Source organism: Ruegeria sp. HKCCD6426 (genome assembly GCF_057221115.1).
Genome location: NZ_JBWVBF010000003.1, coordinates 445,202 through 467,513 on the forward strand (window position 1 = coordinate 445,202; position 22,312 = coordinate 467,513).

Sequence of the window (22,312 nt, forward strand, 5' to 3'; positions counted from 1 at the left end):
AACATATGTGCTGAAGCATGTTCGGAATAGACATCATCGACGCAGGGCTTCTGCCCGCCATGTTCATCGCCATGCTGGGCGGGCTGATCAGTTTTCTGTCGCCCTGCGTGTTGCCCATCGTGCCACCCTACCTGGCCTATATGAGCGGCGTTACGATTAACGAGATGCAGGATCAGGCTCAGGCCCGGCGCAAGGCGACATTAGCGGCACTGTTCTTCGTCATGGGGCTGTCGACGGTGTTTCTGCTTCTGGGGTTCACGGCTTCCGCATTCGGAGCATTTGTGCTTCAAAATCAAGTGTTGTTTGCAAAGCTGTCTGGTGCAGTGGTGATCGTGTTCGGCCTGCATTTCCTGAATGTGTTTCGAATCCCGCTGTTGGACCGTGAAGCGAGGGTTGAAACCGGTGATTCCGGCGGGTCGGTTTTTGGTGCCTACATCCTTGGTCTGGCCTTCGCCTTTGGATGGACACCCTGCATCGGTCCGCAACTGGGCGCGATACTTTCCTTGGCCGCGTCCGAGGCATCGGTAGCACGCGGTACCCTATTGCTAGGTGTTTATGCGGCAGGCCTCGGTATTCCGTTCCTGCTGGCTGCGATGTTCCTGAATCGCTCGATGGCAGTTATGAATCGGATCAAGCCTCATATGGGAACAATCGAAAAGGTAATGGGTGGCTTGCTGTTGTTCGTGGGGATCATGTTGATCACCGGCCTGTTCACCGAGTTCAGCTGGTGGCTGCTTGAAACATTTCCGGCGCTGGCAACTCTGGGTTAACTCTTTGAGTTTTTAGGGTGAATTCATCGACGACTAGGTCTTACCTTGGTCGCCGCGCTGCGCTAATCTGCGCGGCAAAGGTTATGGGCATGAGCAGTAAAACTCCGCAAAAAGTGGTGCGCCGCCGCCGGGTTTTCTACATCCCCGGCTATGATCCGATTCATCCCCGCCGCTACCGTGAACTGTACCGGAAAGAAGGTCGTTCACAGGCTGATATCTCAGGTTATGAACTCGCAGTGTCCGCCAAATCGGGGAATGGGCCTTATGGCTGGCACGTCACGTCAGTTCAGGATGGGGTGACGGTGCAAACGGATGTCGAAGTTCTGGTCTGGTCAGATATCGTCCGCGACAGCATGGCCAGTTCGATCCCGGCGACCTATTGGCAACTTGCCCGTACGGCATGGATCTATTTTTCTACAGGTGCCCTGTGGCGTTTGATGCAGTTGCGAAAGGGACCTGTGATCGCTGCGCTATACCCCGTGGGTATGCTCATGCTGCAACTGGTCGCTGCTATTTTGGTGGCGTGGATCGCGACAGAGGGTCTTGAACCGCTGATAGGGGTATTGGCGTATATACCAGCGGCACTTTCTGCATACGTCCTGATGCGCTGGTTTCGCCAGATCGACAACCGGCTGTTCGCCTATTACCTGATGCATGATTATGCGCATTCAGCGCGTCTTCGGGGCGAGATCGCACCGGACTTGCAGTCGCGGTTGGATCAATTCACGACTTTGGTCGAACAGGCCCTGGAGAAGGATGATGATGAGGTGCTGGTCGTTGGCCACAGCTCAGGCGCGCATCTGGGTGTTTCTGTATTGGCTGACCTGATGCGGCGCCGAAATGGGGTCGGGCCAACCCTTTCGTTTCTTACTCTGGGACAGGTGGTTCCCATGGTATCGTTCCTGCCCAATGCGCACCAGTTGCGGTCGGATTTGCTGTTTTTGTCCACTTGCTCGAATTTCTCTTGGGTGGATGTGTCGGCGCCCGGCGACGGATGCGCTTTTGCGCTGTGCGATCCCGTTGCGGTCAGCGGCGTCGCGAGCCAGGAAAAACTCTGGCCACTGGTGCTATCCGCCGCGTTTACAAAAACACTGTCGGCCGAGCGTTGGCGGGCATTGCGCTGGCGGTTCTTCCGATTGCATTTCCAATATCTTTGCGCGTTCGACAAGCCCGGAGACTACGACTATTTCCGCATCACTGCGGGACCTCAAACCTTATCACAACGCTACGCAAACCGCGCGCCGTCGGCCTCGAGGATCGAGCGCGCGGTTTCGAAATACACATCGGTGCAAGTATGAAACCACCCAAACCCCACGCCCGACCGGACAAGGTTTCGCTATTGCAGTACCTGAAACTGTTCCGTCAGGACTTGTTGTCGGCGCAACCGCAGCGCTTGTACCGCGCCTGGATGGCGGAGTTTCGGACGCCGTTCTTTCGTTCTTATATGGTCAACCAACCGGACCTGATTGATTCAGTTCTCAAGCAACGGCCAGATGATTTTCCAAAGTCCGGTCGGATCAGCGAAGGGCTGCGCCCGCTGTTGGGTAATTCTGTGTTTCTGACAAATGGCGAGACTTGGAAACGCCAGCGCAGGATCATCGACCCGGCATTCGAGGGGGGGCGGTTGAAGGCCACGTTTCCTGCGATGCTGGCTGCGGCTCAGGCCTGTGTGGACCGGCTGCGGGTGCGGGTCGGCACAAATATAGAATGCGAAGAAATCACCAGCCACGCGGCTGCAGACGTGATCTTTCGAACTCTTTTCTCGGTTCCGATCGAGAACGAGATTGCGTCCGAGGTATTTGAAAAGTTCCGGTCCTACCAAAGGGAACAACCGCTGCTGAACTTGGCGGCATTTATTCCGGTTCCACGCTGGATTCCCAGATTCCATTCACGCCAGACACGCAGGAACGCACGCGATATCCGGGCACTGATTGCGCATCTTACGTCTGAACGGGCTAGCCAAATTGCCGCCGGCTGTGCGCCTGATGATCTGGCAACCAAGATCATGACGACACCGGACCCGGAAACCGGGCGCTGTTTCGAAACCGATGAAATGGTGGATCAGGTCGCCATTTTCTTTCTCGCCGGTCACGAAACCAGTGCTTCCGCATTGGCGTGGGCGTTGTATCTGTTGGCACTTTACCCAGAATGGCAGGACCGGGTCGCGGATGAGGCAAAAGTACTGGACGAGGACGACCCAGAATTTTCCGTTGTGTCCAAACTCCGCCACAGCCGGGATGTGTTCCGCGAAGCGCTGCGGCTTTATCCTCCGGTCCCGATGATGGTCCGCGAGGCTGCCTGCTCGGAGAACTTCCGAGACCGGGAAATCGCCGAAGGATCGCAGATCGTTCTCAGCCCATGGCATCTGCACCGGCATGAGCGGCTTTGGGACAAGCCCGACGAGTTCGATCCGACCCGCTGGAACACCGAAAATGGCAAGGCGTGCCAGCGAAAGGCTTATATTCCGTTCTCCGCAGGTCCGCGCGTGTGCACGGGGGCGGGTTTCGCAATGGTAGAAGGCCCGTTGATCCTGTCCATGCTGCTTCGCACTTACCGATTGGAAACAATTGAGGGGGAAACGCCCGTTCCGGTCGCGCATCTGACGGTGCGATCCAAAGATGGCATCCGGTTGCGTCTGGTTCAGCGCTAACAAACTACCATTGTCCAACCCCTTCATGTATGCGGTTGAAAAAAGCGGAATCAATATTGAACGGGAAAGAGTTATGTCCAAGGCAGAACAGCGCACGCAGATGTCCGAAGGTGCAGGATTCATAGCAGCACTGGATCAGAGTGGCGGTTCAACCCCCAAGGCTCTGGCGCTATACGGCGTTGAGAGCACGGATTACAGCTCGGACGAAGAGATGTTCGGCGAAATCCAGAAAATGCGCGCCCGGATCATTCTGGCGGATGACTTCACCAAGGACAAAGTAATCGGCGCCATCCTGTTCGAACGAACGTTGGGTGAGAAGATCGACGGCCGTCTGGTCGCGGATTATCTTTGGTCGGTCAAAGGGGTCGTGCCGTTTCTGAAGATCGACAAGGGTCTTGAAGACACGGCGAACGGTGTCCAGATGATGAAGCCGATCCCGGGTCTGGCTGAAACTCTTGCCAAAGCGGAAGGTGTGTTCGGTACCAAGGAACGCTCGGTTATCCACGAAGCAAATGCCGAAGGCATTGCTGCCGTCGTTGCACAACAGTTTGACGTTGCCCGTGAAGTCACTGATGCAGGTATGGTTCCGATCGTCGAGCCCGAGGTGAACATTCACTCGGAGTCCAAAGCCGCAGCCGAGGATATCCTGAAGGTCGAAATCCTGAAAAACCTCGATCAGTTGGGCGAGGGGCAGGAGGTCATGCTGAAGCTGACCATTCCAAGCCAGGCGAACCTTTACGACGCTCTGGCCGACCATCCCCGCGTGCTGCGCGTTGTTGCACTGTCGGGTGGGTATTCGACCGCCGAGGCCTGCGACCTGCTGAACCAGAACGGTAAGATGATTGCGTCCTTCTCGCGTGCATTGACCGAAGGATTGTCGAAGCAGCAATCAGATGCGGAATTCAATTCTGCTCTGGGCGGCAATATCGAAAAGATCTACCGCGCTTCGATTTGATTACTATTCAGGCTTTTTGAACGAGCGGCGCAACTGCGCCGCTTTTTCACGGCCAATACAGCCTTCAGCATGATCATTCACCAGCCCCATGGCTTGCATGAACGCGAATACTGTTGTTGGGCCAACAAATTTCCATCCGCGTTTTTTGAGGTCTTTTGACATCGCCACCGACTCGGGTGACGTCGATGCTGTTTGCGGAGCCGAAGGTGACTTGGGCTCATAGCTCCAGGCATAGGCCGCCAAAGAACCCTCTGCTGCGATCAACTCTTGCACGCGTCGTGCATTGTTGATCACCGCTTCAATCTTGCCACGATGGCGGATGATGCCTTTGTTCTGCAGAAGCCGGTCAATGTCTGTTTCGGAAAAGTCAGCCACCTTATTGAAGTCAAACTCACAAAAGGCGCGACGAAAATTCTCACGTTTGCTGAGGATGGTGCGCCAGCTCAGACCAGACTGAAAACTCTCCAGGCACAGCTTTTCGAACAAACGCTGATCATTGGCTACCGGATAGCCCCATTCATTATCGTGATAGTCGAAAAACTCGGGTGCCGCTTGGCACCATGCGCAACGCGGTTGACCGTCAGGGCCCGGAATGGTCTTGCTCATAATGTACGCCTTTTGTTCCGGGGTACCTTAACCGGGGTCAAACGCGTGAGGCAAGGGGTCAATTCCGGCTTCGGTACCAGTTAAGAACAAACACCCGAATGGCCGAGGCAAGACCGGTTTCCGGATCGCGATCAGCATCAATTTCTGACGCTAAAACGTTGATAGGAAGTTCTTTATGGCGAGAAATTTCCCGAAATGCCTGCCAGAACTCATCCTCCAGAGAAACCGATGTACGGTGCCCCTTGAGCGTCAATGAGCGTTTGGCGGGCCGGCCACTCATTCCTCAACCTCATGGTTGTCCAGGTCGCGACGTTGTTTTTCCTGCCGAAGCCGCAGCTCTTCCTTCTCGGATTTTGTACGTCCATATTTAACAACGTTCTGTTCTGCACGGGCCTTTTTCTGGGCCCGTGCTCTTTCCTTGCGATACCGGTTCAAGTTGACCGGCTTGCCCATCAGCTTTTGGGACCGATCATGTGTTCAGGGCGGACAACGGCCTCAAATGTCTCCTCGTCCACAAAGCCCAGCGCAATCGCCTCTTCCTTGAGCGTAGTTCCATTCTTGTGAGCGGTTTTAGCGACCTTGGTGGCGTTGTCATATCCAATGGTCGGCGCCAGCGCGGTCACCAGCATCAGTGATTCCTTCATCAGCTTGTCGATGCGTGGTTCATTGGCCTTGATGCCCAAAAGCATCCGTTCGGTAAAGCTGTCCGTGGCGTCGCCCAATAACTGTATCGATTGCAACAGGTTGTAGGACATCATGGGGTTGTACACGTTCAACTGGAAATGTCCCTGCGATCCGGCGAATTTGATGGCCGTATCGTTACCAATCACATGAGCCCCAACTTGGGTCAGTGCTTCGGCCTGAGTGGGATTCACCTTGCCCGGCATGATCGACGACCCCGGTTCATTCTCAGGAAGAATAAGTTCACCCAGACCCGAGCGAGGGCCAGAGCCCAGCAACCGGATGTCATTGGCGATCTTGTAACAAGACCCCGCGATGGTCGCCAATGCGCCGGATAAAAAGACCATAGCGTCATGAGCCGCAAGGGCTTCGAATTTGTTGGGCGCGGTGACAAAGGGCAGGCCGGTGATCTCGGCCATGTTGGCCGCGACGGCTTCATCCCAACCGTCATGGGTGTTCAGGCCGGTGCCAACAGCAGTGCCGCCTTGCGCCAGTTCGTAAATTCCGGGCATTGAGGCCTCGACACGAGCGATGCCCTGACGGATCTGATGCGCGTATCCGCCGAACTCCTGCTCCAGCGTCAGCGGTGTCGCATCCTGCGTATGGGTGCGGCCGATCTTGATGATGCCTTCGAATTCCTTGGCCTTCTCCTCCAACCCAGTGGCGAATTTTTCCAGACCAGGCAGCAGCACGTCGCGAACGCTCATCGCAGTGGCGATATGCATTGCGGTGGGGAATGTGTCGTTGGACGACTGACCCATGTTGCAGTGATCGTTCGGGTGTACGGGTTCCTTCGATCCAATCACGCCGCCCAGAATTTCGATTGCACGGTTCGCGATCACTTCGTTCGAGTTCATGTTCGATTGAGTGCCCGAACCGGTCTGCCAAACGACCAAAGGGAAGTTGTCGTCGAATTTTCCTTGGATCACTTCTCCAGCCGCCTGAATGATCGCATCGGCAATCTTCGCGTCCAGCTTGCCTGTGGCTTTGTTCTCCATGGCGCAGGCCTGCTTGATCACGCCCAGCGCGCGGACGATGGCCACGGGTTGTTTTTCCCAGCCAATAGGGAAATTCATGATCGAGCGCTGTGTCTGTGCGCCCCAGTATTTGTCGGCAGGTACCTCTAGCGGGCCAAAGCTGTCGGTTTCGGTGCGGGTCTGAGACATCTGTCACTCCGTCTGGTATGCAGTTGTATGCCGTTTAGCCTCAGCTGTGTCGTGACGCAATCGGCCAGTTGCGCGCACCATAAACTTAAGTCTGTCAGACGTATAGACAGAGGTATGGTGCAAACAATTGACGTTAGCGAAAACAGTGCCATTGTGCATGAACGGGCTAAAGTTATTATACCAGTAACCGCGACGGAGGCAGTCATGCGCGCACTATTTTCCGGCAGGCCGATGCACATGGCGTTCTGTACGTTTGCAGCGTCGCTCTGGCTTGTTGCCCTATCCATGCAGGCGGCGGCCACTGGTATTGATGCTTTTGTGGGCGATTATGTCGGTTCAGCCAATGTTGTAGACGCAGATGGCACCGAGACGCCGCGGGATATGAGTGTATCAATTGAGAAAACCAAAGACGGTTTTAACGTCAGTTGGTCGACGACGACGTACAAACTGGACGGGCGCGTCAAGGATGAAAAATTCTCGGTTGATTTCCAAACATCTGCACGACCGAATGTATATTCCGCGGCGATGAAGCGTAATGTTTTTGGGCACGAGGTGCCGCTGGATCCGATGAAGGGCGAGCCGTTTGTTTGGGGCCGGATTGAGGGCGAAACGCTGACAGTTTTTTCCCTGTTTATCGACCAAAACGGTGGTTACGAATTACAGCAATTCGACCGAACTCTGGCTGATGGAGGGCTGGACCTATCCTTTTCGCGGTTCCGAAACGGCATGAAATCCCGTTCGGTAGAGACGTTTCTGAAAAGGAAATAAACCCCGCATTGGGCGGGGTCCAAGTAAGTTACTTGCGGAAGCTGTCCAGCGACACAACGTCTGCATCGCGATTTGGTTCATCTTCTTCGGGTTCAACCTCGATTGGTTCTTCCGCAACCTGATCTATCTCTTCGTCTTCGTCCTCGGGGCTTTCAAAGCGCAGACCGAATTCGACTGACGGATCCACGAAGGTCTTGATCGCCAGATAAGGAATATACAGCGGCTCGGGCGCGTCACCAAAGTTCAGTGTGATAGAGAAACCGTCTTCGCCAACCTCAAGGTTTTCGAACCAATGTTGCATGACGATTGTCATCTCATCGGGATATCTCTGATGCAGCCAGTCGGCCAATTTGACCCCGTCTTGTCGGGTATCGAAGGTGATAAAGAAATGATGTGTGCCGGGCAGGCCATTTTCCGACACACCGGTCAGCACGGTCTTGATAAGACCGCGCATGGCCGTGTGCATCAGATTCCCGTAGTCGATGTCTTGCGACATATTTGATCCTCAAAAGTGGTTATTCTCAGCATAAGGGATTCGAACGGAAACGAAAGGCCGGGATGAAGGGTATTGATCACAAAACCTGCGTCAACATTCCGGCTAGCACCATTGTCGTCAGCGTCGTTGCTAAACCGGATTTCAGACGGAAAATCAACAGCCCTGCGGCTATTGTCAAAGCGACGGCAGCGGTGTTCAGCGTTGATGGATCGGGCAGGGGCAGTGAAATTGGACCCCAAGCCCAATCGGACACCTGTTCGAACAGCACGTTAAGCCCGAACCACACCGAAAGGTTGAGAATCACTCCTACGACCGCCGCAGTTATTCCGCGCAATGCAGCACCCAGGCGAGGTCGCGCTGCGATCCTGTCCAAATAAGGTGCCGAAAGGAAAATCCACAGAAAACAGGGCACAAAAGTCGCCCATAGCGCCACAAACCCTGCGGCCAGCGCAAGTGCCGGCCCGCCAGCGACTTGTCCGCTGAGCATCGCCACGAATTGCGTTACCAGAATCAACGGACCTGGCGTAGTTTCCGCCAATCCGAGCGCGTCGATCATTTGATCGGTTCTGATCCATTGGTAGGTCTCGACCACGGTTTGGGTCATGTAGGCTAGAACCGCATAAGCCCCGCCAAAGGTCACCACAGCCAGCTTGGCAAAAAACCAGCCAAGATCGCTCAGCAATTCCTGACCGCTGAGTTCCAACGCAACCAGCGGCGCAAGCCACAGGGTCAGCCAAAGGGCCGCCGTTCTGACCGGCCGCGCCAAAGCTGGCGCCGGCGTGGTGGTTGTTGCGACATGTTCTTGAGAGGTTGCAAATCCCCAAATGGCCGCAATCAGAATGATCAAAGGAAAGGGCAGGTTTAGTGCAAAGATGGCCAGAAACGCCAATCCTGCAATGACCCGAGGTTCTGTTCCGACCAGTGCCTTGCGAGACAAGTTGAGCAGGGCCTGAACGACGATCACGATTACAGTCGCCTTAACGCCAAGAAATGCTGCCTGCACCAGAGGAAGGTCCCCATATGCCGCGTAAAGGCCCACCAGAATGGCAATAACGACAGCGCCGGGCAGGACAAACAAGCCGCCTGCAATCAGTCCGCCGACAACGCCACGCAAACGCCAGCCAGCATAGGTGGCCAATTGCATCGCCTCGGGCCCCGGCAGCAACATGCAGAGAGACAGTGCCCGAAGGTATGTCTGTTCGTCCAGCCATGTCCGGCGTTCGACCAGTTCCTGATGCATCAACGATATCTGTGCCGCCGGCCCACCAAAGGACAGCAGGCCGATCCGGCCAAAAACATTGACGAGCTCTTGCGTTGAAGGTGTCATGATCCGTGGCCGGCAGGCCAATCGTGTCCCTCATCGAACCCGTCTCGTGCCCAGCGGAAAAGCGCATCGTACACGTGTAGTCCGGCCTCCAACTGTGCATGATCGTCACGGTATTGGCGAGAAAGACCAACAGAGATAGCCAACAAGCCAGCGGCCTCGGCGGAAAGTTGATGGCGATTGGTGTCGGCGGCACGAATGACGGTTGCCATCCGGTCTAATGCCGGAGACCTCAGGCCGAATTCTTCGACCATTGTATCAAAGGTGCAGGCCTCACCGCGATGGCTCCAGAAGGTGCCTTCAATATCAAAGGGAGTCGCGCCGAAGTGTTCAACGACGCCTGGAATTTCTGCAGGTGCAACGAACAGGAAGCGGGCATTTCTGTCGACGAATCTGCGGATCAGCCAGGGACAGGCGATGCGGTCAATCTTGGGGCGGTGTCGCGTAACCCACAGTGTGCTGCCGTCCACAAACGGAGGGATAGCGGTTTTCGGTACAAGCGGTGCCTCTGGCAGGGCGGACCACGCATAAGTGCCTCCCTCCAGATATTCGCTTTGATGTCCCAGGCCGCGAAGCCACGACACGACGCCCTGGCTTAGCTTTTTACCCTTTTGGCACACGATGACGCTTGGCTGGTCACCGATTAGGTGGCTAATTCCGCCGATGTCAGTGTGTGGCAGGCGCACTGAACCGGGAATTTTTCTTGGATCTTCGTCGAAATCAGGGTCAGTGCGGATATCAACCAGCACTGGTGCATTAGGTGTACCTATCAACCGAGCCAGTTGTCGGGGAGTTATTGCATTTGGGGCAGCCATAGCATGTTTCCTTTGTCACTTCGGATACATGCGAAACTTGGGCTGCCGCCTCACGGGGTGTTCGCAAGCTGACCCCTTGCGCCCGTGCTACCTTGGAAGGGCGCGTTGGGTCAAGATCGCGTTGAGTTCAGGTCAGGCCCAATCAAGCCGTTGCCCGGTCATGCAGACCGGCAGCGTGTCCTGTGGGAACTGTCCCAGCTGTTCGAAAAATGAGATAAAGTCGAATTGGTTGTACGCCTCGACCATCTTGTCACCCTTGAAACGCGCCATGACCTGACCGGTGACTTCAAGTGGGGCGCCATTGTCGGCGCGACAGGTGCGCACGTGCAGAATACCGGAAACCCAATCCCCATTCTCGATAACTTTGGGCAAGTCCACTGAAATTTCGCCCAGCACATGCCGAAACGCCGTTACCAGATCGCGAAAATCATCTGCGCCGACCTGCATCTCGGGTATCAGGCCTTCGGCCATGGTTTCGGGCGCAAAAAACTGATCAATTGCGTCTGTGTTCCCTTTTTCCCAAACTTCGGAATACCACTCTCGCAACCTATCGGATTTCGTCATCTCAGCTCTCCTGTCAGTCCAACAGGAAAATGGCGCAGAGAAATAAACAAACTCTGAACTTTGGATGAGTTGTGCGACAAAAGCAGACATAATGATAGGAAGTGCAGGTTTCTGTTGCCAGGTACCTGCGAACCCCGCCTTACGCGGCTAGGCGCAAGGGCTTAAGTTTCGGTCTTGCTACTGCTTACGCAGCAACTGCAACCGGAGCACGATTGTCATTTGCAATTGTACTTTTTGGGCCGGTACGGTGGCACCCCGCCGAGACAAAGCTAACCCCTTTAGACGTTCGTCGATCCTATTTCGGCCCCATGATCCCCAAATGAAGGATGTTTGGTGGAGCCGCCGGGTACCGCCCCCGGGTCCGATCCGCTTATTACGAGCGCGTTTATGTCCATAGTCCCGAAGGACATGTCTTATATAGGTGAGGTGGTGGTTAGATGCAAACTCAGATTGAAAAACTGTGAGTATTTATAAATCAGCTACTTACGTGGATTTATTCATGTTTGCGAGAATGAGCCAGGCAGCCAGGATCAGTTCGATTCCACCAAACGCCAGGGCTTTAATCAGCGGAGGGTTGTCCAGCGCGACAGAAACAAAACGACCCAGTGCAGCTCCGCCATACACAACACCCAACATCAAGTAAGCCATAGGGTTGTGCAGCCACAATACTGCGACCCCTGTGACGACAAACAAACCACCAACTGATGCACGCATCTCGCTCAGCCCCATTGTGCTGCTGGTGGGGGTCAGATCCAGCGAAGCCGCAGTCCAGGCTGGTGCCAGAAAGCCAAACAGGCCAAAGCCGATGGTCAACACTGCGGCAATCATGTTTAGCGTTGTCGTCATGTTTACTGTCCCCTTGTTCTGTCTGGCAAAACTAGCGTCTTAAGATTTCGAGAAAAGCGTCTAAATTGCGGACCAAAGGCCTAATACGCCGACCAATATCAGGCTCAGGGCCCAGATCAGTTCGAGATTGAACCAACTTCGAGACAGAAATTGCAACCCTAACCAGCGGTAGACCGCGAAAGCGAGGAAGCCGCCCCCCAGAAGCATCGCGGATGTATGGATGGCGGCGACCGCAAGTACCAACAGCCCATTCGTCGTCATTATCTCTGAAACGGCTCGGTGCCCCGCGTCCAGTTCATCCAGTCCGCACAGTCCCAGATATATTGGAATAAGCATCAATGCGGCTCCGTGGGCCAATGCCACCAGAAAGGACCATAGGGCCAGCTTGCTGGGCGGAACCCGGGACAGCATCCGGGGGTGTCGTCTGGTGATAGCGATATAAGCACCCATCGCTATGACGATCAGAGCCGCACCTATTCGGATTTCGCGCTGGTATTCAACAAGTGCGGCCATGAGGGCAAACGGCAGTAAGACCCCAAGCATGGCCACGAAATGTCCGCTGGCCAACGCTGCCAATGCCCGCCAAAGCGCCGACTGCTTTTGCTCCATCAAGGCGGCTGACACGGCCAGTGGCCATCCCATACCAGGGTTCAGGCCGTGGTAGGCGCCGCTCAGGACAACGGCCAGCCAAAGGCCGGCCGTCGATGTCATCAAAACATCCAACTCAGACGGAAGGGTAGCAGAAGCTGTCTGTCGAGCAGTCGCCGCCCTCAAGCCGGATTTGGTGGCTGCGATAGCCATCGGGGAAATCGACCCAGAATTTCGGGTTCAGCGTCAGCCCGCCGTTTTCGCCGACTTCGGCCATGACCATGGCGGCACCGCCTTCACCGGGGTAAAACTGATCATCCCATGTGGAATAAAGCGAATTGGTCCAGTAGACCCGCTTGCCATCACGGCTGATTTCCACCATTTGCGGGCCATAGCCAAAATCCTGACCGTTTGGGTGCTTGGTCTTTTTGACGATACCCCCGATTTCCACTTTGCCTGTCAGTTTCGGGTTCATTGGGTCCGAAACATCATACTGGTGCATTTCTCCCGTCCCCCAGCAAGAAACATAAAGATACTGATCATCCAGACTTAGGTCGATATCGGTGACCAAGGGTGGAACCGCTGAGAACCCTTTTAGCAGGTCGGGCAGGTCGTCGGGATCGGCGGGTTGCGGGTCGATGGTGATGGTTTTCTTAGCCTCGAAAGTGCCATCGTTGTTGCGCCACCAGGTAAAGATCGCGCCTTGCAGATTGGTTGTATCCACAACAACGCCACAGAACCCGTGTTGCTTGACGGGATCGTGTGCGGGACGAATTTCCAGAGCCATCTGATGGTTTTCGCCCAGATCGATGGTCTGGATATTGGTGCGATTGCGCAGGTTCCAGAAATGTATGCGGTGCCCGTATTTATTCGACAGAAGATCCTCGGCTACAATCCCATTTTCGAACTGCGGTGGTAGTGCCCATTCCGAGCTGACCATGTAGTCGCGCGGCAGATTCCACCAGAAATCATAATGCTTGTCCTGCACCCCTCGCTCGATCTCATAACGCCCGATGATCTCGAAGCTCTCGCAATCCATGATGAAGATACCCGGAGGGCCATCAGTGCCATCCGCGCCACCGCCACCCAAAGTGCTGACATAAATCCCCTCAGGGCCGCAATGAATGGTATGCGGGCGCGAGTATCCGGTTTTTGCAAAGACCTCTTCTGGTTCGATGATCTTGTGAATCTTGGCTTCCAGCGGGCTTTTGACGTCGACGATGTAAATCCGGCTGGATCGTATCCCCGGGATAATCAAATACCGGCGCTCCAGAAACGCATGACCGCTGAGCGGTGAAAGTGACGATGAGCACGCGTTCCAGCCGAAATGGTGAAATTCATCACCTTTTTCCGGCATGATCACCTGATGAACGATTTTGCCATAATCACTGGATGTCGGATCGACGTTCACGATTGCCAATCCGTCTGGTTGCGAAAAATCAGGGCTGAGCATTAGCGTGAAAGCCAGCGTCTCAGTCGGTCCCTCCATGGCCAATTTGGCAGATGGATAAAAGGTCGGGTCCGGTCTTTGGTTCATAACATCCTCCCGTAAGTAATTGATATTCAATTTGTATTGAGAGTTCCGGTCTTGTCGCCGGTCGCTATGCTGCCTGCCCGATTCTCCTTTCTGCTGCCTCACATCGTCAAGACATATTCTGATTTGTTTTTAAGCGGATTTTTTTCGTTTTTCTGCGACGTCCCGCGCCAACTTTCGCGTGTAAGTTTCAAGATCGATCAATGCCGAATCTACGGTTGCCGCGTCATGAGTATCCAAAGCGTCAGCGATCTTACCGTGCAGCGCGATGATCTCCTCGCGCGAACGTTCGCTGAAAGTGATCATGTTCATCAACGGCTGCATTGCCTCGACAGCTCCGGCCAACTGGTAGGATAGCACCGGGTTGCCTGCGCCATCCACAAGCGCCCGATGAAATGCAACATCCGAAGCGCAAAAAGCCTCATCTGTCAGGCCAGGTTGAGATTGGCGGAAAATTTCGGCGCGCATGGAGGCCAGTTGGTCCGGTGTACGACGTTCGGCCGCTAGCGGAGCACAGGCCCGTTCAAGCGCAAAGCGCGCCTCGCACGCGGTGTCAAAGCTGATCGCGTTCATAGACAGCAACAGAGTCGACGTGGTGATTTGTTGGGAATAGGCGTCCGGAAAGCTTAGCCGGTTGACAAATGCGCCCCCGGATGCGCCGCGCTGGGTACGTATAAGTGATTGAGCTGCAAGCCGTTTTAGGGCCTCTCGAACCGTTGGGCGCGAAACTCGAAACTGATCAGCAAGTTCGGCTTCGGAGGGTAGCCGTTCATCGACGATCAATCGTCCCGAAACTATCGCATCCCGGATCGCCTCCGCGATTTGGGCTGACAAGTCAGTGCGGCTCTGAGGGTCGATTTTCATTATTGACGTGTTCCGGGGTGAATTTTTATTTGTCTGACATTTAAAAGTCTGACATTTGAAAAGCAAGGGCGATGAGTCGGGAGGGACAGGTGAGTCGCGCAATTTTCCGAAATGGGCTTTGGCTGGGCTTTTACGTCGCGATCCTGTGGTCGTGGTGGATGATGGTCTCGATGAGCCGCAACATGGATCTGGACTGGATCGGCCGACCTGGACCCATGGGCGCGGCAATGCAGGCCATGGACCCGCGGATGGACATGTACATGCCCATGGCGGAGTTCGGTCCTCTGTTCTGGATGTGGGCGATCATGATGGCCGCCATGATGCTGCCAACGCTGGTTCCAACCTTGCGCAGCTATGACGATCTGATCCACAGCGCCAACGGGACGCGAACAGGGTGGTTGGGCGTTCTGTTCGGATACTTTGTCGTTTGGGTCGGATTTGCGGCACTGATTACTGCGATGCAGCTTTCGCTATTGTTTGGTGGCGCTGTTGATATGCTCGGTATCGCAAAGTCTCCATTTTTTGCCGGCGGGTTGATGATCGCGGTCGGCGCCTTTCAGTTCAGCCGCACCAAAGAGGTCTGTCACGGCGTCTGCCATGCCCCGATGACCTATTTTCTGGGTCACTGGAAAACCGGGTTTTTGGGCGGTCTGCGTATGGGGTTTGGGCTTGGCGTATTCTGCGTTGGCTGCTGTTGGGGCTTTATGGCGCTTGGCTTTGTCGGTGGGGTCATGAGCCTGCTGTGGATGGGCTTGGCCACCTTGTTCATGGTTTTAGAGAAACTCCCTCAGATCGGTCATATCGTAACAAAACCGCTGGGGTTTGCATTGATCGCGGGCGGCGTTGGCCTGCTCGTTTACCGAATTATTTACGGAGGATAACCTGATGGCAAAAAACAAGAAACCTGAAGCGGACAGATTGCCAATCAGTCAACGAATTGACAGCCGGATGCCCAATCCCAAACGGCGCGAGATGAGCCCGACGGACTGGGCGATCAAGGGCGAGTTGATCCTCAATTGCTCTTGCGACGTGTTTTGCCCCTGCGTCGTATCGCTGGGTGCGCACCCCCCGACCGAGGGCCATTGCCACGCATGGATGGGAATCATCATTGATGAAGGCAATTATGAAGGCGAAGACCTGTCCGGGCTGAATGTTGGTCTGCTGGTCGATATTCCGGGCCGCATGGGAGAAGGACAGTGGAAGGTTGCTGCCTATGTAGACGAACGCGCCAGCGGTAAAGCCTATAATGGGATATTGCAGATTTTCAGCGGCCAGGCCGGTGGCACCACTGGTCTGTTCACAATGCTGGTCAGCGAGATCATAGGTGCCGAGCGTGCCCCGGTTCAGATTGAGCGGGATGGCAACAAACGGCGGATCGTAATCGGTCGTAAGATTCAGGGCGAAATCGAAATGCTCGCCGGCAAGGACCCTGAGCATCCGGTGATGGTATCAAACTCGAAATACTGGATGGGACCAGACATTATCGTCGCACGCGGCATCAAGTCCAAAGTCCGTGACTATGGCCGCGTATGGGATTTCGGCGGAAAATCCGCTGAAATCTGTCCGATTGACTGGCACGGGCCAAAGTGATGATCACAGGTGCCTATACGCGTGAGATGGCCCGCTATAATCGCTGGCAGAACAATCAGTTGTCCGGTTATCTCAAAGCGCTTCCAGCATCGGAATTAACCAGAGATCGCGGTGCGTTCTTCGGCTCGATCATGGCGACGGCCAATCACTTGCTTTGGGGGGATTGGATTTGGATCTCCCGTTTCGATAAGGGTGAGGGTCCCGGCGGTGGCATTCCCGACAGTGTCACGCTCTGCTCTGATCTTGCGGCCTGGCTACCGCTACGAGCGGAGATCGATACACGCATCGCCGCGTGGGCGGAATCGCTGGGCGACGCACCTCTGACGGGTGATTTCACTTGGTATTCTGCGGCAAAAGAAGATGATGTGACAAAGCCTTATGCGCAATGCATCATTCATATGTTCAATCATCAGACGCACCATCGGGGCCAGTTGCATCAGATGTTGACCGAGGCGGGCTCCAAGGCGCCGATCAGTGACCTGGTCTTTCTGCCCGAAGGATATTGAGATGGCAGTCATCACCCCCAACCGCCGGGTTCGCAAAACTCCGTTCACCCGTGGCGTCGAAGCTGCCGGCGTGGGCGGTTACACGGTCTACAACCACACATTGCTGGCAACTTTCTTTGAAAGCGTAGAGGCGGATGCCGCGCATTTGAAAAAGCACGTACAAGTCTGGGACGTCTCCTGTGAGCGGCAAGTGCAGATCAAAGGTCCGGATGCTTTGCGCCTGATGCGTATGCTAAGCCCGCGTGACATGGACCTGATGCGGGATGATCAGTGCTACTACGTTCCGATAGTCGATCAGAACGGCGGCATGCTGAATGACCCGGTCGCGATCAAACTGGCAAACGACCACTATTGGCTGTCCGTAGCGGATGGCGATTTGTGGCAATTTGCGTTGGGAATTGCCATCGCGCTGAACCTTGATGTTGAGATCACGGAACCCGATGTTTCACCTTTGGCTGTTCAGGGACCCAAGGCAGATGAGCTTATGGCCCGCGTATTCGGTGATGAGATCAGAGACATTAAGTTCTTCCGTTACAAGCGCTTGATGTTCGAAGATAAAGCGTTTGTCGTTGCTCGTTCCGGCTGGTCCAAGCAAGGTGGGTTCGAGATTTATGTCGAAGGCGCGGACTACGGTATGCCACTATGGGACTGTCTGTTTGCCAATGGGCAGGACCTGAAAGTTCGGGCGGGCTGCCCGAACAATATTGAGCGGGTCGAAAGCGGTTTGCTTAGCTTTGGTTCGGATATGCGGCGTGAAAACACACCGTATGAATGTGGATTGGCCCGGTTTTGTAACTCGCCTCTGGATTTCATCGGCAAGGCGGCGTTGGCGGATCAGGCAAAGAACGGGCCGCCGCGGATTATTCGGCCTATGGTGATCGAAGGCAATATTGGACCGTGCACTCAATCCTGGCCGCTATTGGCAGCGGGACAGCCAGTTGGCCAAATCGCGTCGGCGGTCTATTCGCCTGAGTTTGAGGTGAACGTTGCCATTGGCATGGTCGACCGTGCGCATTGGTCCGCCGGAAGACGAGTCGAGGTCATGACTGAACACGGTATGAGATGGGCTGAGGTGCAAGAGAATTTCTGGCGCTGAGTAAAACAGGTTTTGGAAGATGGCCTATGGACAGGCCGACCAAAGGAGAAGACATGATGTTCAATGCACTAGTTGTTGAAAAAGATGAAGAAAGTGGTCTTGCAAGTGCGGCCGTAAAGCAGATGTCTCTGGACGATTTGCCCGTCGGCGAAGTGACGGTTGCTGTCGAATTCTCGACCGTAAACTACAAGGACGGTCTGTGCATGTCGCCCAAAGGCGGCGGGCTGGTGCGGAGCTACCCTCATATCCCGGGTGTCGACTACGCAGGTACTGTCGAAACCTCAACTGACGACCGTTACAAGGCGGGCGAAAAGGTTGTATTGACCGGATGGCGCGTGGGTGAAGCCCATTGGGGCGGGTATTCGCAAAAAGCAAATGCGCGGGCGGATTGGCTGGTTCCTCTGCCGGATGGGCTGGATACCCGGCAGGCAATGGCTGTGGGCACCGCAGGGTTTACGGCAATGCTCGCGGTCATGGCGCTGGAGGATCATGGAATGGAACCGGGTCATGGACCGGTTCTGGTCACTGGCGCGGCCGGGGGCGTTGGCTCGGTCGCGACGGCCATTTTGGCCAATCTCGGCTATGAAGTGGCTGCGGTGACAGGGCGACCCGAGACTGCGGATTACCTGAAGTCGCTGGGTGCAACGACCATCGTGGCGAGGGATGAGTTGAACGAAACCACCAAACGACCGCTTGAGAGCGAAACCTGGGCAGGTTGTGTGGACGCTGTCGGAGGAGCCATGCTGGCCCGTGTTCTTGGGCAGATGAAGTATGGCTGCTCGGTCGCCGCGGTAGGGTTGGCGGGGGGCGCCGCCTTGCCGGCGACGGTGATCCCGTTTCTGCTGCGCGGTGTCAATTTACTGGGCATCGACAGTGTGATGCAGCCCTATGACAACCGTGTGCGCGCATGGCAGCGGATTGCGACGGATCTGCCGATGGACAAGCTTGATGCGATGGTGCACCCGGCGACTTTGTCTGACTTGCCGAAATTGGGCGCTGACATTCTGAATGGGCAGGTGAAAGGTCGCGTTGTCGTCGACGTTAACAGTTGATTCCCGAACATTTCCAGAACCGGCTGTTCATCTAAACGGCCGGTTTTCCCGTTCTCCGGTTTTTACGTCCCGGGTGGAAACAACTCTGGTCATTGACACAATTCCTGCTCATGATTGCTATACATCCCATTTGCGATGGCTTAAGACGCATCCCAATAGCACCTGAAGACGGGGAGTGAGCAGAATGTCTGACGATTTCGAACTGGACACCGATGATCTGAAGCGCCGCATGGATGGCGCAATGGCCAATCTCAGGACTGAATTTGCATCTCTTCGAACCGGTCGTGCGTCGGCCTCGATGCTGGAACCGGTTATGGTTGATGCGTATGGCACGATGACCCCGATCAACCAGGTTGGGACTGTAAACGTTCCCGAATCCCGCATGGTCACCGTGAACGTTTGGGATAAGTCCTTGGTCGGTAAGGTGGAAAAGGCGATCCGCGAAAGTGGTCTTGGCATCAACCCGCAACTGAACGGGACGATTATCATGTTGCCGATCCCCGAGTTGAACGAGGAGCGCCGACGTGAGCTGGGCAAAGTAGCCGGTCAGTATGCGGAAAGCGCCCGCGTTTCCATTCGCAATGTTCGCCGCGATGGCATGGACCAGATCAAAAAAGCCAAGTCCGACGGCATGTCCGAAGATGACCAGAAATTCTGGGAGTCGGAGGTGCAGGATCTGACGGACGCGATGATCAAAACCGTCGACGAAGCACTTGAGACCAAACAAGCAGAGATCATGCAGGTCTGACCCGCTGATATGCCCAAGGATCCTCATAATACGCCTGCCGTAGGCCCCACGCATGTGGCGATCATCATGGACGGCAACGGTCGTTGGGCACAGGCGCGGGGACGACCCCGGTTATTCGGGCACCACGCGGGTGCTCGACGTGTGCGTGAGGTGGTTGAAGCCTGCCCGGGGTTGGGGATCAAGTATCTGACCGTTTTTGCCTTTTCGACCGAGAACTGGAAACGGACTCAGGCTGAAGTGGCAGGGCTGATGAGTCTGTTTCGCCGGTATATCGTCAAAGAGGCAAGGACCCTCAAGGAAAACGGTATTCGTGTTCGTTTCATCGGAGACCGCGTTCGCCTTGACTCCAAATTGACTGAGCTGATGGACACGCTTGAGCGGGAAACGCAAGACAATGATCTTGTTCACTTGACGGTAGCCCTGAATTACGGCGGACGAGACGAGGTGGCGCGGGCTACCAAACGTCTCGCTCGCGATGTCGCTGAAGGCCGTTTGCGCCCTGAAGACGTCGACGAAGAGACCTTGCCAAAATACCTAGATACAAGGGTATTGCCGGATCCGGATCTGGTGATCCGTACCAGCGGCGAAGCGCGCATTTCGAACTTTCTGCTCTGGCAATCGGCGTATTCGGAATACGAATTCATCGATACTTTGTGGCCCGATTTCACGGCAGCCGAGTTGGAACGTCTATGCCGCAGTTTCGGGGCCCGCGAACGACGGTTCGGGGCGGTTTCGGTATGAGCGACGGCCGATGGTCTGATCTGACGGCCAGGGTTTTGTCTGCGGCGGTGCTGGTGGCTATCGGCGCAGTCGAAGTCTGGTTGGGCGGGCTGTGGTTCGAGATCTTTATCGCTGCCGCCTGCGGCCTGATGACATGGGAACTGGTACGGATGATTGATCCGGAGCGGTTCGGTGTTGCGCTTCAATTGGGGATTTTAACCGGTGTCGCCGTGGTTCTCAGTTACCATCTACCACCGCTCTATAAACTACCGTTCCTTTTGGCACCTGCGCTCGTCGGCGCCGGGCAGATCAAACGTGCAAAGGGAATTTACGTGCTGTTCGCGGTCTGGATTGCCGCATCAGGGCTGGGCTTTATCTCGATCCGCGAGAATATGGGCTTCGGCTGGATGGTCTGGCTGATCTCGATCGTGGTGGCTACGGATGTGGCGGGGTACTTTGTCGGCAAGGCGATCGGCGGGCCCAAATTCTGGCCGCGGGTCAGCCCAAAGAAAACCTGGTCCGGAACGGCTGGTGGCTGGGCGGCAGCGGCGCTGGTGGGCACATTTTTTGCAGCTCACGCGGGGTTTGGCGTTGCATTTGTCGCCATCTCGGTACTTGCGTCGATGGCAAGTCAGGCGGGTGACATCGTCGAAAGCGCAACCAAACGGAAGTTCGGTGTGAAAGACAGTTCAAACCTTATCCCCGGTCACGGCGGATTCCTGGATCGTTTTGATGGTATGATGGGGGCATCGCTGTTCATACTTCTCGCAGGGTTGTTTTATGCACCCGGAGGAATGTGATGCGTAAAGTGTCGATATTCGGTGCAACCGGTTCGGTTGGGCAAAACACAATTGATCTGATTTCCCGCGATCCTGCATCCTATGATGTCGTAGCTTTGACCGGCGGCGCAAATATTGCGCAACTTGCCCGGGACGCGCAGCGTTTAGGGGCGGACTTGGCGGTCACGGCTTTCGAAGATCGGCTGGATGACTTGCGCAGTGCGTTGTCGGGAACTGGAATCCAAGCGGCAGCGGGGCAGGCGGCTTTGACCGAGGCCGCATCGCGCCCGGCGGATTGGGTGATGTCGGCCATTGTTGGCGCCGCAGGGCTGGCGCCGGGCATAGCAGCGCTTGAACAAGGCGCAACATTGGCCTTGGCAAATAAAGAAACGCTGGTTTGCGCCGGTCCGCTGGTACTGGAAACCGCGCGCAGACACGGCGCGCGCCTGTTACCGGTGGACAGCGAGCATTCCGCTGTCTTTCAGGCTCTGGTGGGTGAGGATATGGCCTCGGTCGAGCGCATTATCATCACTGCCAGCGGTGGAGCGTTTCGAGATTGGCCACTGAGTGATCTGGCTAATGCGACGGTTGAGCAAGCCTCAAGCCATCCTAATTGGAACATGGGGCAGCGCATCACTATCGATAGCGCTTCGATGTTCAACAAAGCGCTGGAAGTCATAGAAACAAGAGAATTTTTTGACATTCATCCTGAAAATATCGAAGTGCTCGTGCACCCCGAGTCTATCGTACATGCTCTTGTCGGTTTCCGTGACGGCGCGATCATGAGCCACCTCGGCGCCCCAGACATGCGTCATGCTATCGGTTACGCGCTGCACTGGCCCGAACGGAAGGCATTGCCGGTGCCGCGACTGGATCTTGCGGCGCTGGGGCAATTGCGTTTTGTGGCCCCCGATGAAGCCCGCTATCCAGCATTGCGCCTTGCGCGTGAAGTAATGGACCGTGGCGGGTTGTCCGGAGCTGTGTTCAATGCAGCGAAGGAAAGGGCGCTTGATCATTTCATTGCCCGCCGCACGGGCTTTTTGGACATGGCTGACATGGTGTCGTCGGTTCTCGACCGTTTCGACACTGCAGACAGCCTTATTGATGCCGCTTTGACCCTTGATAACGTGCAGCAAACGGACCATCTGGCACGTAAGTGGATCGATGAAGCCGTACTTGAACGAGCAGGATAAA

Annotated in this window: 26 protein-coding genes and 1 other RNA gene; 14 read left to right on the plus strand and 13 right to left on the minus strand. The window is 55.5% G+C overall.

Annotation, left to right across the window (positions count from 1 at the left end):
* Positions 1–17: 17 nt before the first annotated feature.
* The 4 genes from AC2TDA_RS10985 to AC2TDA_RS11000 all read left to right on the plus strand — a co-directional run bounded on the left by AC2TDA_RS10985 (position 18) and on the right by AC2TDA_RS11000 (position 4,375).
* Complete coding sequence (locus AC2TDA_RS10985; RefSeq protein ID WP_480845621.1) at positions 18–770, plus strand: cytochrome c biogenesis CcdA family protein; 753 nt, start codon at positions 18–20, stop codon at positions 768–770.
* A gap of 89 nt (positions 771–859) precedes the next feature.
* Positions 860–2,068, plus strand: a complete 1,209-nt coding sequence (locus AC2TDA_RS10990; protein WP_480879268.1) for a hypothetical protein — start codon at positions 860–862, stop codon at positions 2,066–2,068.
* Positions 2,065–3,420: a cytochrome P450 gene (locus tag AC2TDA_RS10995; protein WP_480879269.1), complete on the plus strand. Its 1,356-nt coding sequence runs from the start codon at positions 2,065–2,067 to the stop codon at positions 3,418–3,420. The genes AC2TDA_RS10990 and AC2TDA_RS10995 overlap by 4 nt, the downstream gene beginning before the upstream one ends.
* A gap of 73 nt (positions 3,421–3,493) precedes the next feature.
* Positions 3,494–4,375: a fructose bisphosphate aldolase gene (locus AC2TDA_RS11000; RefSeq protein WP_480845616.1), complete on the plus strand. Its 882-nt coding sequence runs from the start codon at positions 3,494–3,496 to the stop codon at positions 4,373–4,375.
* A 3-nt stretch (positions 4,376–4,378) separates the two neighbouring features.
* On the opposite strand, the gene AC2TDA_RS11005 is transcribed toward AC2TDA_RS11000, so the two are convergent.
* Genes AC2TDA_RS11005 through fumC form a run of 4 tightly spaced genes read right to left on the minus strand, consistent with a single transcriptional unit; the run spans position 4,379 to position 6,828 of the window.
* Positions 4,379–4,981 carry a DNA-3-methyladenine glycosylase I gene (locus AC2TDA_RS11005; RefSeq protein ID WP_480879270.1) on the minus strand — a complete coding sequence of 201 codons (603 nt, stop codon included), beginning with the start codon at positions 4,979–4,981 and terminating at the stop codon, positions 4,379–4,381.
* A 58-nt stretch (positions 4,982–5,039) separates the two neighbouring features.
* Positions 5,040–5,261 (minus strand): ribbon-helix-helix domain-containing protein, encoded by a 222-nt coding sequence (locus AC2TDA_RS11010; RefSeq protein WP_480879271.1) that lies wholly within the window; start codon positions 5,259–5,261, stop codon positions 5,040–5,042.
* Complete coding sequence (locus AC2TDA_RS11015) at positions 5,258–5,434, minus strand: DUF4169 family protein (RefSeq protein WP_480879272.1); 177 nt, start codon at positions 5,432–5,434, stop codon at positions 5,258–5,260. Before AC2TDA_RS11015 ends, AC2TDA_RS11010 begins: the two co-directional genes overlap by 4 nt.
* Positions 5,434–6,828 carry a class II fumarate hydratase gene (gene fumC, locus AC2TDA_RS11020; protein WP_480879273.1) on the minus strand — a complete coding sequence of 465 codons (1,395 nt, stop codon included), beginning with the start codon at positions 6,826–6,828 and terminating at the stop codon, positions 5,434–5,436. The genes AC2TDA_RS11015 and fumC overlap by 1 nt, the downstream gene beginning before the upstream one ends.
* A gap of 204 nt (positions 6,829–7,032) precedes the next feature.
* Here fumC and AC2TDA_RS11025 point away from each other — a divergent pair, with 204 nt between their 5' ends.
* Complete coding sequence (locus tag AC2TDA_RS11025; RefSeq protein ID WP_480845608.1) at positions 7,033–7,596, plus strand: hypothetical protein; 564 nt, start codon at positions 7,033–7,035, stop codon at positions 7,594–7,596.
* 28 nt (positions 7,597–7,624) lie between these two features.
* Here the strand turns inward: AC2TDA_RS11025 and AC2TDA_RS11030 are convergent, their stop codons facing one another.
* The 9 genes from AC2TDA_RS11030 to AC2TDA_RS11070 all read right to left on the minus strand — a co-directional run bounded on the left by AC2TDA_RS11030 (position 7,625) and on the right by AC2TDA_RS11070 (position 14,627).
* A complete protein-coding gene (locus AC2TDA_RS11030; protein ID WP_480879274.1) occupies positions 7,625–8,092 on the minus strand; it encodes an SspB family protein in 468 nt (155 codons plus the stop codon).
* A gap of 76 nt (positions 8,093–8,168) precedes the next feature.
* On the minus strand, positions 8,169–9,419 hold the full coding sequence (gene chrA, locus AC2TDA_RS11035; RefSeq protein ID WP_480879275.1) for a chromate efflux transporter: 1,251 nt from the start codon (positions 9,417–9,419) through the stop codon (positions 8,169–8,171).
* Positions 9,416–10,231 (minus strand): chromate resistance protein ChrB domain-containing protein, encoded by an 816-nt coding sequence (locus AC2TDA_RS11040; protein WP_480879276.1) that lies wholly within the window; start codon positions 10,229–10,231, stop codon positions 9,416–9,418. Before AC2TDA_RS11040 ends, chrA begins: the two co-directional genes overlap by 4 nt.
* A 132-nt stretch (positions 10,232–10,363) precedes the next feature.
* Positions 10,364–10,795: an ester cyclase gene (locus tag AC2TDA_RS11045; protein ID WP_480845603.1), complete on the minus strand. Its 432-nt coding sequence runs from the start codon at positions 10,793–10,795 to the stop codon at positions 10,364–10,366.
* Between the two features lie 100 nt (positions 10,796–10,895).
* Positions 10,896–11,242: a transfer-messenger RNA gene (gene ssrA, locus AC2TDA_RS11050) on the minus strand.
* A 36-nt stretch (positions 11,243–11,278) separates the two neighbouring features.
* Positions 11,279–11,641: a DUF4345 family protein gene (locus tag AC2TDA_RS11055; RefSeq protein WP_480879277.1), complete on the minus strand. Its 363-nt coding sequence runs from the start codon at positions 11,639–11,641 to the stop codon at positions 11,279–11,281.
* Positions 11,642–11,701: 60 nt separating this feature from the next.
* Positions 11,702–12,352, minus strand: coding sequence for a hypothetical protein (locus AC2TDA_RS11060; RefSeq protein WP_480879278.1), 651 nt, complete (start codon positions 12,350–12,352; stop codon positions 11,702–11,704).
* Positions 12,353–12,365: 13 nt separating this feature from the next.
* Positions 12,366–13,766, minus strand: a complete 1,401-nt coding sequence (locus AC2TDA_RS11065; RefSeq protein WP_480879279.1) for a selenium-binding protein SBP56-related protein — start codon at positions 13,764–13,766, stop codon at positions 12,366–12,368.
* A gap of 129 nt (positions 13,767–13,895) precedes the next feature.
* The gene (locus AC2TDA_RS11070; protein ID WP_480879280.1) at positions 13,896–14,627 is read right to left on the minus strand and encodes a FadR/GntR family transcriptional regulator; all 732 of its coding nucleotides are present in this window, start codon (positions 14,625–14,627) and stop codon (positions 13,896–13,898) included.
* A 71-nt stretch (positions 14,628–14,698) separates the two neighbouring features.
* Between AC2TDA_RS11070 and AC2TDA_RS11075 the strand changes: the two genes are divergently transcribed.
* The 9 genes from AC2TDA_RS11075 to dxr all read left to right on the plus strand — a co-directional run bounded on the left by AC2TDA_RS11075 (position 14,699) and on the right by dxr (position 22,311).
* Entirely contained in the window at positions 14,699–15,508 is an 810-nt protein-coding gene (locus tag AC2TDA_RS11075) for a DUF2182 domain-containing protein (protein ID WP_480879281.1), read from the plus strand.
* Between the two features lie 4 nt (positions 15,509–15,512).
* Positions 15,513–16,217 carry a DUF1326 domain-containing protein gene (locus AC2TDA_RS11080; RefSeq protein ID WP_480845596.1) on the plus strand — a complete coding sequence of 235 codons (705 nt, stop codon included), beginning with the start codon at positions 15,513–15,515 and terminating at the stop codon, positions 16,215–16,217.
* Positions 16,217–16,723, plus strand: a complete 507-nt coding sequence (locus AC2TDA_RS11085; RefSeq protein WP_480879282.1) for a DinB family protein — start codon at positions 16,217–16,219, stop codon at positions 16,721–16,723. Before AC2TDA_RS11080 ends, AC2TDA_RS11085 begins: the two co-directional genes overlap by 1 nt.
* Position 16,724: 1 nt before the next feature.
* Positions 16,725–17,819 (plus strand): dimethylsulfoniopropionate demethylase, encoded by a 1,095-nt coding sequence (locus AC2TDA_RS11090; RefSeq protein ID WP_480879283.1) that lies wholly within the window; start codon positions 16,725–16,727, stop codon positions 17,817–17,819.
* Positions 17,820–17,875: 56 nt separating this feature from the next.
* Positions 17,876–18,871 (plus strand): acryloyl-CoA reductase, encoded by a 996-nt coding sequence (acuI, locus tag AC2TDA_RS11095; protein WP_480845593.1) that lies wholly within the window; start codon positions 17,876–17,878, stop codon positions 18,869–18,871.
* 184 nt (positions 18,872–19,055) lie between these two features.
* Entirely contained in the window at positions 19,056–19,619 is a 564-nt protein-coding gene (gene frr, locus AC2TDA_RS11100) for a ribosome recycling factor (RefSeq protein WP_480845592.1), read from the plus strand.
* A 9-nt stretch (positions 19,620–19,628) separates the two neighbouring features.
* On the plus strand, positions 19,629–20,360 hold the full coding sequence (gene uppS / locus AC2TDA_RS11105; RefSeq protein WP_480845591.1) for an undecaprenyl pyrophosphate synthase: 732 nt from the start codon (positions 19,629–19,631) through the stop codon (positions 20,358–20,360).
* On the plus strand, positions 20,357–21,139 hold the full coding sequence (locus AC2TDA_RS11110) for a phosphatidate cytidylyltransferase (protein WP_480845590.1): 783 nt from the start codon (positions 20,357–20,359) through the stop codon (positions 21,137–21,139). Before uppS ends, AC2TDA_RS11110 begins: the two co-directional genes overlap by 4 nt.
* Positions 21,139–22,311, plus strand: coding sequence for a 1-deoxy-D-xylulose-5-phosphate reductoisomerase (gene dxr, locus AC2TDA_RS11115; protein ID WP_480879284.1), 1,173 nt, complete (start codon positions 21,139–21,141; stop codon positions 22,309–22,311). The genes AC2TDA_RS11110 and dxr overlap by 1 nt, the downstream gene beginning before the upstream one ends.
* The last annotated feature ends 1 nt before the right edge of the window (position 22,312 follow it).